Source organism: Erysipelothrix sp. strain 2 (EsS2-7-Brazil), assembly GCF_016617655.1.
Taxonomy (GTDB): Bacteria; Bacillota_I; Bacilli_A; order Erysipelotrichales; family Erysipelotrichaceae; genus Erysipelothrix; species Erysipelothrix piscisicarius.
This window is the reverse complement of record NZ_SCFT01000016.1, coordinates 12,309-24,133: the sequence shown is the minus strand read 5'-3', so window position 1 is coordinate 24,133 and position 11,825 is coordinate 12,309. Positions and strand designations below refer to the sequence as shown.

At 38.6% G+C, this 11,825-nt stretch carries 12 protein-coding genes and 1 other annotated feature; of the genes, 4 read left to right on the top strand and 8 right to left on the bottom strand.

Translation table 11 applies throughout. The annotated features are described in order from the left end of the window. Positions 1–83 precede the first annotated feature (83 nt). The 3 genes from EPJ90_RS07445 to EPJ90_RS07435 form a co-directional block, all read right to left on the bottom strand. Complete coding sequence (locus tag EPJ90_RS07445; protein ID WP_003774258.1) at positions 84–890, bottom strand: 3D domain-containing protein; 807 nt, start codon at positions 888–890, stop codon at positions 84–86. Positions 891–1,053: 163 nt separating this feature from the next. Beyond that, positions 1,054–1,521 carry a QueT transporter family protein gene (locus tag EPJ90_RS07440; RefSeq protein WP_125163916.1) on the bottom strand — a complete coding sequence of 156 codons (468 nt, stop codon included), beginning with the start codon at positions 1,519–1,521 and terminating at the stop codon, positions 1,054–1,056. 298 nt (positions 1,522–1,819) lie between these two features. After that, positions 1,820–3,178 (bottom strand): aldehyde dehydrogenase family protein, encoded by a 1,359-nt coding sequence (locus EPJ90_RS07435; protein WP_200542890.1) that lies wholly within the window; start codon positions 3,176–3,178, stop codon positions 1,820–1,822. A gap of 90 nt (positions 3,179–3,268) precedes the next feature. Beyond that, positions 3,269–3,508 (top strand) — a binding site (T-box leader). Positions 3,509–3,541: 33 nt separating this feature from the next. On the opposite strand from EPJ90_RS07435, the gene EPJ90_RS07430 reads away from it, so the two are divergent. Genes EPJ90_RS07430 through EPJ90_RS07415 form a run of 4 tightly spaced genes read left to right on the top strand, consistent with a single transcriptional unit; the run spans position 3,542 to position 7,244 of the window. Further along, positions 3,542–4,723, top strand: a complete 1,182-nt coding sequence (locus tag EPJ90_RS07430; protein ID WP_200542889.1) for a M20 family metallopeptidase — start codon at positions 3,542–3,544, stop codon at positions 4,721–4,723. Next, positions 4,720–5,781: a methionine ABC transporter ATP-binding protein gene (locus EPJ90_RS07425; protein ID WP_200542888.1), complete on the top strand. Its 1,062-nt coding sequence runs from the start codon at positions 4,720–4,722 to the stop codon at positions 5,779–5,781. Before EPJ90_RS07430 ends, EPJ90_RS07425 begins: the two co-directional genes overlap by 4 nt. Then, positions 5,774–6,445, top strand: coding sequence for a methionine ABC transporter permease (locus EPJ90_RS07420; protein ID WP_161636860.1), 672 nt, complete (start codon positions 5,774–5,776; stop codon positions 6,443–6,445). Before EPJ90_RS07425 ends, EPJ90_RS07420 begins: the two co-directional genes overlap by 8 nt. A gap of 10 nt (positions 6,446–6,455) precedes the next feature. After that, positions 6,456–7,244 (top strand): MetQ/NlpA family ABC transporter substrate-binding protein, encoded by a 789-nt coding sequence (locus tag EPJ90_RS07415; RefSeq protein ID WP_200542887.1) that lies wholly within the window; start codon positions 6,456–6,458, stop codon positions 7,242–7,244. A gap of 253 nt (positions 7,245–7,497) precedes the next feature. Here the strand turns inward: EPJ90_RS07415 and EPJ90_RS07410 are convergent, their stop codons facing one another. The 5 genes from EPJ90_RS07410 to EPJ90_RS07390 are packed head-to-tail and all read right to left on the bottom strand — an operon-like array spanning position 7,498 to position 11,775. Then, the gene (locus EPJ90_RS07410) at positions 7,498–8,289 is read right to left on the bottom strand and encodes a TatD family hydrolase (protein ID WP_244660400.1); all 792 of its coding nucleotides are present in this window, start codon (positions 8,287–8,289) and stop codon (positions 7,498–7,500) included. Positions 8,290–8,332: 43 nt separating this feature from the next. Continuing rightward, the gene (gene mnmE, locus EPJ90_RS07405; protein ID WP_200542886.1) at positions 8,333–9,673 is read right to left on the bottom strand and encodes a tRNA uridine-5-carboxymethylaminomethyl(34) synthesis GTPase MnmE; all 1,341 of its coding nucleotides are present in this window, start codon (positions 9,671–9,673) and stop codon (positions 8,333–8,335) included. 42 nt (positions 9,674–9,715) lie between these two features. Next, complete coding sequence (locus EPJ90_RS07400) at positions 9,716–10,267, bottom strand: SIR2 family NAD-dependent protein deacylase (RefSeq protein ID WP_200542885.1); 552 nt, start codon at positions 10,265–10,267, stop codon at positions 9,716–9,718. Between the two features lie 25 nt (positions 10,268–10,292). After that, positions 10,293–11,237, bottom strand: a complete 945-nt coding sequence (locus EPJ90_RS07395; RefSeq protein WP_200542884.1) for a nucleoside hydrolase — start codon at positions 11,235–11,237, stop codon at positions 10,293–10,295. A gap of 22 nt (positions 11,238–11,259) precedes the next feature. After that, a complete protein-coding gene (locus EPJ90_RS07390) occupies positions 11,260–11,775 on the bottom strand; it encodes a hypothetical protein (RefSeq protein ID WP_200542883.1) in 516 nt (171 codons plus the stop codon). Positions 11,776–11,825 lie beyond the last annotated feature (50 nt).

Here is an 11,825-nt window from a genome sequence, read left to right as displayed (position 1 = left end):
TCATGTTTTAAAAACAAAAAAAACCGAGTATACTCGGTCTTTGTGGATAGGACCTTTGGCTACTTAAGACCCTATCATAAGCTTTAACAGCCGTTACCCACACTTATAATTTCAACATGAGCATTCTGTACAGATCCTTGGGTTACACCCATATTGGTTTCTGTACCCACAAACAGGTCAATTTTTGACCCTTGAATGGCACCACCACGATCTAATACAATTGCGCGGAACGGTACATTGTACTCAATTCCTTTACCACTTACTGTGTGGTTTGATATCTCAACGATCGAGCACATTGGAATTGAGCTTGATGTTGCAATGATGTAATATCCGTTATATGTAATTCCTGGCAACCAAGAACCATCGCCTTGTTGCACTGCTGTAGTACTTACACGAACTCCGGCAGCTGTACCACCTTCGCCCGCACTGTTCATATTACAGCCATCACAGTCAACGCCATATCGAGTAATACGGCTTGCTTCATAGTAAGCACCTGCTTGAGCCTTTTGACCCCCTTCGTAAAGCGTAGGGGTTGTTGGCTCGATAACAGCCGCTTCAGGAATTTCAACACGTGATAACAATTCGTCTTTTATGTTATATGTTTCTTTGTATTTTGTTGTTTTTGTACCACGTACACCATCTTGTGTCTTCGCATAGATCCAACTGGCTCCACCCGACACAACCTCAGAAGCTTCGCGTTCTTCAACACCAGGCTCTTCTAAATCTTCAATTTTTTCGCTTATTTTAAACCTATAAGGTTCATCGCTATTTTCAGCGATGTCATTTAGTACTGGATAGGTAATATCCACATTGGCATCCGCATTCACGGCACACCCACTAATGATTGTTACCATGACCACCATGTAGATAATCACTAAGTATTTCTTCATTAAAATGTCTCCTTTCAAAAAAGACTTGAGAAGAATAGCATAAGAATATTTGTTTGGCAAATAATTTTACGTTTCGCTTGTTTGTGAAGACATTGTGAAATTAAAAAACTCACTATCTAAGTGAGTTTCCGAGTTATCTTTTGAATTGTGTGAAATTATGTGATTATCCAAATATTTCTTGCATCTTGGTATTTTTCTTTAGTGGCTTAATTAAGAAAATACCCGGAACAAATGTTGCGATAAATTCACCTAAAAATACCCATCCCATAGCCGGTAAGTACGGAACATTGAGAACATAACCTAACATTGCGCCAACGATAATTCCGTTCACAAGAGCTGGCCACACAAGAGCCAAATGATCATCTTTTGTAATACTCATTAAGAAACAGGTGATTGCCGTTGCCAATGTACCAAAAATGACATCCAGAATCCCCGCATCACTCACAAAATTCGCGAGTAAACAACCAATTATTAATCCATAAGCATGTTTTCGATTAAATAGAACTAAAATCAACATCACTTCTGAAATACGAACTTGCATAAAGCTATATGAAATCGGTTTTAGAAGCACGGTAACTGCGATATAAACTGCCGCAATTAATGCCTCTAAGGCTAAATCTTTTGTTTTCATATTATTACCTCTCTTCATTTCGTTTGTATTATATCATAAGTCTTTCAAATTAATTTTATAAATTGTGCATTTCACGTTTTATTGAATTTATATTTTTTGATCTAAAAGGTGCTAATTATTTCAATTTTTCTAACCTTATATATAGGGCAATATATTTTGTGTAAAAATCTTGCGCTTTTAGAAGGGAATACCCCCTGCTTTTTTTGAAAAAATATTTCACTATTTTAATGAAACGCTTCTTTTACTCATAACTTTTTTTTATTATAGAACGCGTATTGTAATTCAAACTTGATGCAGTTTATCGAAATATCTTTTGGATTAAGTTAAATTTTGTTTTTCGGTAAGGTGGATACATCACTGATAGTGGTATTGCACTTGATTTCATAATTGATTTGCAGTTTGAAAAAACTTCAAAACTCGAAAATCCATGATAGGTTCCTATGCCAGAATTTCCAATACCTCCAAAAGGCAGTGCATCATTCACAAGATGTAAAATTGTATCGTTGATGCAGCCACCACCAAATTGAATGCGATTTAAAATGGCGTCTTGTTCTTCAAAAGATTCAGTGAACATATATAAGGATAATGGTTTGGGATTTTTTTCGATGATTGAGTACGCTTCTTCCAGTGTATCAAATGAAATAATGGGGAGAATCGGTCCAAAAATTTCAGACTCCATTGCAGGTCCCTCCGCATGGTTTAGGGATAGCAAGGTTGGTTCAATAAATGTTCCATCCGTCTTGCCACCAAATACAATATCTTGTTGATGGGCTTCAATTATCTTTTTAAGTCGTTCTGCGTGTTTTAAGTTCACGATCCTTCCATAATCTTCGTTATTTTGATAATCATCCCCATACATGGCTTTAATTGCTTTGATAAGTGCTTGTGTTAGGGCCGCTTCGTTCTTTTTTGAGACAAGGATATAATCCGGTGCAACACATGTTTGGCCATTGTTTAAAAATTTCCCCCATGCAATTCGTTGAGCACTTAATGTAATATTTGCATTTTGGGTTACCACACAAGGACTTTTCCCCCCTAACTCTAAAATTACCGGTGTAAGATGTTCTGCAGCATGTTGCATCACGATTTTTCCAACCTGCGTGCTCCCGGTGAAGAAAATAAAGTCAAAGGGATGTTTGAGTAATGCTTGATTCACCGTCACATCCCCTTCCACGACCGCAATATAATCTTCAGAAAAAAATTCTGATATCATAGTATGTATTACGCTTGAAATTTTGGGTGTCAGTTCGGATGTCTTGATGATCGCGGTATTTCCCGCTGCAATCGCTCCTACAAGGGGCACAAGAACGAGTTGTAAGGGATAATTAAAGGGCCCTATGATCAATGTATTTCCTAAAGGCTCATACATTTTATAGCTTTTTCGTCCCACTAAAACCATGGGTGTTTTAACCCTTTGAAGTTTCATCCATTGCCCAAGATTTTTTTGCGCATCGCGAATGGATCGATATACCACTGCAAGTTCGGTCGTATATACCTCCATTTCAGGTTTTGCTAAATCGATTTTAAATGCATCATAAATCTTGTTTTCATATGCCTTAAGTGCCGTTTCAAGTGTATTTAATGCATCTTTTCTAAATGCAATTGGTTTTGTATTTTGTAAATTAAAATATCGTTTTTGCTTTTCTAGTAGGTTCATAGAATCACACTCCTTATGTACATCATAAGTCACTCAATGTGAAATGTTAAATGAATTGGTTGACAAATATTACATTTTGGAACATAATAATGAAAAGCAATGAAAAGGAAAGTAAGTACGTGAAAAGTTTTACAGAGAGTCTGTATTGGTGAGAGCAGATGAATGGAAGCGTACTGAAAATGGCCTTGGAGCTGTGTAGTTGAATTCGAAAGATTTAGGCTACGCCGGGAGCGCCCGTTAAAGCGATAGAGTTTGATAGAACTTGAAGAGGTTAATATCCGTGAGGTATTAATAAATTAAGGTGGTAACATGAGCACGCTCATCCTTTGGGATGGGCGTTTTTTATTTGTCAGGAGGAAGTCTATGAAAAAGAATATTGAATCTGCAGTACTCAAACGCATCGATCATTATAAAGAAATCGCATTGGATCTTCATGCACATCCGGAAATATGTAATGAAGAGTTCTATGCTTGCAACTGTTTAAGCACGCTCTGTACTCAAGAAGGGTTTAACGTCACGGTTGGGGTTGCCGGACATCCTACAGGATTTGATGCCCGTTATCAAGCACAGAAAACCGGCCCAGTTATTGTCTTTCTTGCGGAGTATGACGCATTACCCGGTATTGGACATGCCTGTGGGCATAATCTCTTCGGTGTTACATCAATCCTTGCCGCAACTGCCCTTAAATCACTCATTGATGAGGTCGGTGGTGAAATTCGTATTTACGGTACACCTGGAGAAGAAGGCGGAACCAATGGAAGCGCCAAGGCAAGCTTTGTCCGAGATCATTACTTTGATGATGTGGATGCAGCACTTTGCGTCCATCCCGGTCACTTACACAGCCTCACGGTTGAAACCCTCGCAAATGACCCCGTAGATGTTGCGTTTTTTGGAAAACCCAGTCATGCGGCTGCAGCGCCTGAATTAGGAATTAATGCTCTTGAAGCGCTTATTCAAGTTTTCAATGCAAGTAACGCAATGCGTCAACACCTACCTAAAGATGTCATGATCCACGGTATTATTACCGATGGTGGTGTCGCGCCTAATATAGTTCCTGAATATGCGAAAGGACGCTTTTACCTCAGAGCAAATACCCGCTCCACACTTCGCGATGTTTATACTCGCTTTGAAAATATTGTAAAAGGGGCAGCGTTATCGACTGGATGTGAATATGAATTTGGCTTATTCCAAAATGCTGTCGATGATACAATTATTACCCCTTCATTTGATAACCTCTACCTTAAACACCTTCAAGATTACGGTCATCATGTTGTAAGTCGCGATGGTTCCACATTTGGATCCAGTGACGTTGGGAACGTAAGCTATGTTGTCCCTACAATTCAGCCAACCATAAACATATCCGATACTTTTATCGCTGGTCACAGTCCTGAATTTAAAGCAGCAGCGTGTAGCCCTCAGGGACTTGAATCCATTCAACTTGGAGCCCAACTGCTCGCACTGACAGCGCTTGATTTAATTTTAAGTCCTGATCTCTTACAGGCAATAAAAAAAGAACACCAAGAAAGGATTTCGAATCAATCATGATTAAACTACAAAACATCAACAAAACATTCCAAACAAACGATCGAACGGTTCATGCACTTAAAAACGTCTCTCTCGAAGTTGGTAAAGGTGAAATCTTTGGCGTTATTGGATTTAGTGGTGCCGGCAAGAGTACGCTTGTACGTTGCATTAACTTACTTGAACACCCAACCTCTGGAGACGTCATTGTAAATGGTACGCTTCTTAATCCCAATCTGACAAAGGCGAATGCTAAAACAAGACATCTCCAAAACCAACAATTACGTAAGCAACGCAAAAAAATTGGTATGATCTTCCAACAATTTAATCTTATGCGATCGCGAACAGTGTTCCAAAACATTGCCTTTCCCCTTAAAGACCAAAAACTTTCAAAAGCAGTTTTAAATCAAAAAGTAACAGGCCTCCTAGAACTTGTAGGTCTCCAAGACAAAGCAAACGCATATCCCAGCCAGCTATCAGGTGGTCAAAAACAACGGGTAGGGATTGCCCGTGCGCTCGCTAATGATCCCGATATTCTACTCTGTGATGAAGCAACCAGCGCATTGGATCCACAAACGACAAAAACGATTTTAAAACTTTTAAAGAAAGTAAATAACACTTTAGGAATTACGATCGTAATTATTACTCATGAGATGGATGTTGTGAAAGATATTTGTGATCGTGTTGCGGTCATGGAAGATGGGGAAGTAAAAGAGGTTAATACGGTCAAAGATATCTTTGCGAATTCTTCTGCACAAATTACCAAAGATTTTGTGGATACAACTACAAATACGCTTGAAACCATTGAACTCTTTAAAACAAATCCAGAAATTTTAGATTTAAAAGCGGACCAAAGTCTTGTACGCATTGACTTTATTGGTTCAAATACACGTGAATCCGTGATTTCAGAGATATCACAGCAGTTCAATGTTAGTGCAAGCATCATACATGCCAATGTCGAAATCGTTCAAAATGAAATTGTGGGTACCATGCTCGTTATTTTATCTGGATACCGTAAATTGGAAGCATTAGAAAATCTACGAAGTCGCAACATCAATGTGGAGGTTATCGAAAATGATTAACAATCTTGTCCCAAATCTTATTCAGTATTGGCCTGAATTTATCGAAAGCATTAAACAAACCTTATACATGCTTACCAAAGCAGGAATCTATTCCATCCTTGCGGGTCTTTTCTTTGGTGTCATTCTTGTATTAACGCGCGAGGACGGTTTAAAACCCAATCGGTTGATCTATAGTGTTCTTGATACTTTTGTAAATATCTTTCGCTCGATTCCATTTGTAATCTTACTCACGGCACTGATTCCAATCACAAAAATTGTTTCCAACACCGCGATCGGTGTTGAAGGTACCATCTTTCCCCTAGTCGTCGGATGCACACCTTTCTTCGTTCGACAGGTCGATTTAAGTTTATCTGAAATCGACCGCGGTCTCATTGAAGCGGCACAATCCATGGGTCTTTCAACCTTACAAATTGTTATACGGGTTTATTTAAGGGAAAGCATCCCTTCTCTTGTTCGCTCTACAACCATCACACTCATCAGTCTTCTCGGACTTACAACACTGGGTGGTGTTGTTGGTGGAGGGGGATTGGGGGATTACGTCATCCGCTATGGTCATAATAAATATAATACTGACATTTCGATTGTAGCAGTTCTTGTAATTCTTATTTTTGTATCAGTAATTCAATCAGTCGGTAATTTCATTATAAAGAAAACATCACATTAAGGAGAAACTTATGAAAAAAATACTAATCTTATTTGTTACATTATTAACACTTGTTGGTTGTGGTTCCAAACCTAAATCAAATGTCGTACGTATCGGACTTCATGGTGGCGACCAAACAAAGAGTTGGAATTATGTTGTGGAGCAAGCCGCTCAGGAAGGTATCAACATCGAACTGGTTTATTTCTCAGACTATCCTCAACCCAATGCAGCTCTAAATTCTAAAGAAATTGATATGAATGCATTCCAACACCACATTTACTTAGAAGATGAGAGCCAACAAAACGGCTATGAACTCACAGCGGTTGCGGATACATTCTACTCACCACTTGGTCTTTACTCTCGTTCGATTAGCGACCTTTCAGAATTAAAAGAGGGTGATAAAATTGCCATTCCAAGTGATCGAACAAATGGGGCACGTGCATTACAATTACTTCAAACACACGGACTCTTAAAATTAAACGATGCGAAACTTCCTGATAAAAAAGATATCATTGAAAATCCACATAATTTTGATATTTTTGAATTAGAAGCATCAAACCTTCCTGGAGCGCTCGCAGAAGTTCCCCTTGCAGCAATTAACTCTGGAATTGCGGTTGATGCAGGATTTACGCCGAATCGCGATGCTTTAAAACTAGAAACCCTAACCGAAGAGAATGCAGACTATGTAAACCTCATTGCAATTCGTACAGAAGATAAGGATCGCGATGATTTAAAACGTATTGTGGAACTGTATAAAACAGATGCTGTGAAGGCGTTAATTATTGAAGAAACAAGTGGTGCTTCAGTCCCTGTATTCTAAAGGGAAGTAAGTCTCAGATGCGTGTAATAATTAAGTTGATACCAAATCAAAAAACATTTATATCTGATAGCACTACGATACCCAAGATTATGGATGCGTTCGACATGATTCCCATGAACGTATCCTTTTTTGTTTTGTTTTGCGCTTCATTTTTTTAGACACCAAAAAACACCGATGACGTTTAACGAAATATTTACACAATCGTGTTTTATTTAGTGTTAACGTCATCGATGTTTTTTTGTGGAATTCCTTTTTATCGCTTAAAGAGTTGCTTATAGTTTTGATGAATTTGTTTTCGAACTTCTTGTGGTGTCAAATCCTTCAGTTCCCCTATTTTCTCGCCAGTATAACGAACAAAAGCCGGCTCATTGCGTTTTCCACGTTTCGGTACTGGTGCCAAATAAGGCGAATCTGTTTCAGTTAAGATGCGATCTATTGGCGCGATATTTAAAACATCACGAACATTTTGACCGTTTTTAAAGGTGAGAATACCACCAACACCGATATAAAATCCCATATCAAAAAGATGTTGGGCATTCTCAACTGTATCACTGTAACAGTGTACAATTCCGGATGCTGCTGCAGGATGTGTTTTAAGAATAGCAATGACATCATCCATAGCATTTAGTTCCCCATTCCGAACATGAATCGCAATAGGCTTACCCGACCCATTCGCAATCGCAATTTGTCTTTTAAAGATTTCTTTTTGTTCTTCTCTGTTTGAATCATCCCAATAATAATCCAAGCCAATCTCGCCCACACAAACAACTTGGGGATGATTGATGTAGGTCATCATCTTTTCAAGTTCTTCTTCTTTTGAATCCTTCACATCACAAGGATGAATTCCAATCGCTAAATCAAACATCTCAGGATTTGTTTTTGTTTTTTCAAGTGCATCTTCAATTTCCTTTACCGATCCGCAGATAATGCATATTTTATCAATACCTTCGGCCTTCGCATTCATGACCAATGCTTCAAAAGATTCAACCAATCCTTTGGAGGCAATGTGGGCATGCGAATCAATCCAACCATATTCCATTTTCATACTCCTAACTTATGATACGAAAGGCTCCGTAAGGAGCCAAAATTTATTTACCCAGACAGAAACGCGCAAAAATTTCATCAAGCACATTAATGTCCTTCTTCGGTTTAATAATTGAAGCAAGTTCTACATACGACTCATTTAAATCAATCGTTACTAAATCGAGCTCCATTCCAAATTCCAACGCCTCAATAGCACGCTGCATTGCGAGATAACTCTTTTGTACCTGCGCAATATGACGTTCATTTGACAGTGTGGGTTTCGATAAGGCTTTCGTATGTTCGACATACCGCATATTGATTTCATCAACGAGTTCATGAACATCTGCCTCTAAAGCACTGACGTATAGACCATCGGGAGCTCGCTCTACAAGATCTTTTTTGTTGTATACAATAATGCGTTCTTTGTGCTTAGTTGCTTCTAATAACTCAAGATCTTCTTGATCTCTGGGTTGCGATGCATCAAAAACAACAATGACAAGTTCGGCAGTTTCAAGCGCTTTTCGACTTTTTTCAATTCCGATTTGTTCAATGCGGTCACCGGTATCACGTAAGCCTGCTGTATCAATTAAATGAAGAGCTACATTCTCCAACCGAATCCAACCTTCGACCAGATCACGTGTTGTTCCGGCTATTTCCGTAACGATTGCCTTATCTTCTTCAAGAAGGACATTAAGGATACTTGATTTACCAACATTGGGCTTTCCAAGGATAACCGTCTTGACCCCTTCTTTCATGATACGACCACTTTGCGATTCTTTTAGAATTTTTCCAAGATCTTTTAGAAATTCTTTTGCATCCGGGAGAATTACCGCTTCTGTTAAGACCTCCACATCATCATACTCAGGATAGTCGATATTTACTTCAATATTGGCAATCATTTGGATTAAACGTTCAAGTAATGGCTCAATTAATTTACGTACATTTCCTTGGACCCCAGAAATTGCAAGTTCTTGCGCAAACTCATTTGGAGCTTGAATCAATTCCATAACTGATTCTGCTTGCGAAAGATCAATACGTCCATTAAGGAATGCACGTTGGGTGTATTCGCCTGGTTCTGCCATCCGTGCGCCTACAGACAGACAAAGACTTAATATTTTTTTGGTCACTAAAACACCACCGTGACAGCTTATTTCAACAACATCTTCTCGTGTATAAGTTCGAGGCGCTCTAAAAACACTGACGAGTACCTCATCAACAACTTGTTTGTTCACAGGGTCAATAATATGACCGTAATGAACGGTGTGTGAATCGACTTGTTCAAGATCCCGAGAGAATATCTGATTCACGGTTTCTATGGCATCGACTCCACTTATTCTTAAAACATTGATGGCACTTTCTTGCAGTGCCGTTATAATTGCTACTATTGTATCTGTTATCATACGCATATTATAGGTAAAAAAAAGAGAATGCGCAATGAATTCTCTTTTTTAATCGTGTTTTAGGGATTCAAGTGTCTCGCGAACTTGCTCAACAGCGTTTTCCTGAATTTCAATGATTTCCGCTCCATTTGCATATGCAATTTCACGCAAATCAGTTGCGACTGCGGTAAAACGTGACGCACCAATCACAAGAAAGATATCATCTTCTCGTAAAGCATCAACTTTTTCATACGCACGTCGATAATTAGGTGCCGGATCGCCATATAAGACGGGTTTATTAAAAAGTTTATCTGCATATGCAAGTTCACTTTCATTGGGCATGGTCCCGTGTAACGCAATTGGTGTACTTCCAGCTTTCTCATGTAAGCCATCAATGTTCATCGTGATAATAGGAATCTTGTATTCCGCCAATGCAAAATGAGCATCATTGGGTTCCGCTTTTTGAATCATATAATACATTTCTGAAATTGTTTCGCAATATGTTTTCGGATTTTGTGTCGCAAAGCTACGATGCAAACGATCTCGAATCTCAGGTTGTTCCATAAACGTATTAATTCCGGATGCTTTACTAATTCCTGCACCTGTGAATGCTAAAATCATCAAACCACTCCTTTAAATTATTGTATCACGATATTGAATCAAGTAGTGAATCGATATCCCCCAATAAAGATTTCTTAAAATGTTCAATATCCACATCGAGTGCAACCTTAACATTTGGTGTTTTCCCAACCTGATACGCATGCGTATCCAAAATCGTTCGTCCTTTTTGTTCAGGGTCTGTCAGAACTTCGACGTTTATAGTCGGTCCGGATACAAATTCAGGATGAAGTGCCGCAAAAACAGCGAGAGGGTCATGCAAGGCACATCCCCCCCACGTTGGATATGCATCTTTATAAGCGTCCAAATAATATTGAATAATTTGATAAAGTTCGGGCGCCGATGTTGTCCAATGGTTGATGTCTTCATAGGTAATAATTGCACGTGTCGTAACATCCAAACCAATCATCGTTATTGGGATTGAACTTCCCAAGACAATCTTGCTGCTTAAGTCATCTTGTGCAACATTTGCTTCCGCAAACTTGCTGACATTTCCAGGAACACTCAATGCACCACCCATTAAAACAAGATTATTAATTCCTGCCATCGCCTTAGGATTTCGTTCAATGGCTCTCGCCAAGTTTGTAAGTGGTCCCGATGATATGATTACAAGATCTTTTCCATACTTCTTAGCTGACTCAATTAAAAAATCAACCGCATGGATTGAATTTTCAAGTATTGGAGATGGTGATAAGACAGCATTCCCAATTCCATTCTTGCCATGAAACTTAATGCCGCCAGCTAGATGTTCATAAGCCTCATCACTTCGCGCATGCGTACACCCACGATATACGGGAATTGTTTCGCACTTAAAATAGTAGAGTAAGTCCAACGTATTTTGTGTCGCTTGATCAACATCAATATTTCCATAAACTGTAGTAATACCAATTAACGATACATCCTTTTGCGCACACATATAGGCTATTGAAAAGGTATCATCAATCCCAGTATCCACATCTAAAATAACTTTCATAACTTCCCCTCTTTTCCCTTGATTACGGAATAGAGCACGTTAATTGACGTGCTTTAACGAATTCATGAATCCCTTCAATTGTTTCAGAGCGCTCAATCCATCGTCTGTATCCCTTTACCTCATTATTATCATACACAATTTCTACCGCTCCGGATAATAAGTACTCCGGTTTGTATTCTTTTTCCTTGGTTTCAGGATTTTCTTTTTCAATGTTTACCACATAAATTTGAGATTGAATCTTTTGATTATCGCTCTTACACAGATCAATTGGATTTAGATGATAGGAACGAATGGTCTCAGATTTTACAAGATTTTGGTAAAATGCATCTGCATTTTCATTCAAGACATCACCCAATGCATTGACTGGAATCGATATATTTTGAACAAGTGAATCATCTTGATTAGTATGATCGTTAACTTGTGACTTTTGATAGACTAGAAGTCCCAGAACAATTAAAAATAATACGACTGCGATTTTCAGTAGACGTTGGTTCTTCCGATTAGACTGATCCAACACCTTTTGTCGTTCTTGTTTCATAGTTTCACCTCTAATGTTACGATATCATTATCATTTTATCGATATGAGAA

Excerpts from the sequence above, each read along its gene's own strand:
- EPJ90_RS07445 (WP_003774258.1), bottom strand. The coding sequence starts at position 890 with ATGAAGAAATACTTAGTGATTATCTACATGGTGGTCATGGTAACAATC.
- EPJ90_RS07440 (WP_125163916.1), bottom strand. The coding sequence starts at position 1,521 with ATGAAAACAAAAGATTTAGCCTTAGAGGCATTAATTGCGGCAGTTTAT.
- EPJ90_RS07435 (WP_200542890.1), bottom strand. The coding sequence starts at position 3,178 with ATGAACCTACTAGAAAAGCAAAAACGATATTTTAATTTACAAAATACA.
- EPJ90_RS07430 (WP_200542889.1), top strand. The coding sequence starts at position 3,542 with ATGAAAAAGAATATTGAATCTGCAGTACTCAAACGCATCGATCATTAT.
- EPJ90_RS07425 (WP_200542888.1), top strand. The coding sequence starts at position 4,720 with ATGATTAAACTACAAAACATCAACAAAACATTCCAAACAAACGATCGA.
- EPJ90_RS07420 (WP_161636860.1), top strand. The coding sequence starts at position 5,774 with ATGATTAACAATCTTGTCCCAAATCTTATTCAGTATTGGCCTGAATTT.
- EPJ90_RS07415 (WP_200542887.1), top strand. The coding sequence starts at position 6,456 with ATGAAAAAAATACTAATCTTATTTGTTACATTATTAACACTTGTTGGT.
- EPJ90_RS07410 (WP_244660400.1), bottom strand. The coding sequence starts at position 8,289 with ATGAAAATGGAATATGGTTGGATTGATTCGCATGCCCACATTGCCTCC.
- mnmE (WP_200542886.1), bottom strand. The coding sequence starts at position 9,673 with ATGCGTATGATAACAGATACAATAGTAGCAATTATAACGGCACTGCAA.
- EPJ90_RS07400 (WP_200542885.1), bottom strand. The coding sequence starts at position 10,267 with ATGATTTTAGCATTCACAGGTGCAGGAATTAGTAAAGCATCCGGAATT.
- EPJ90_RS07395 (WP_200542884.1), bottom strand. The coding sequence starts at position 11,237 with ATGAAAGTTATTTTAGATGTGGATACTGGGATTGATGATACCTTTTCA.
- EPJ90_RS07390 (WP_200542883.1), bottom strand. The coding sequence starts at position 11,775 with ATGAAACAAGAACGACAAAAGGTGTTGGATCAGTCTAATCGGAAGAAC.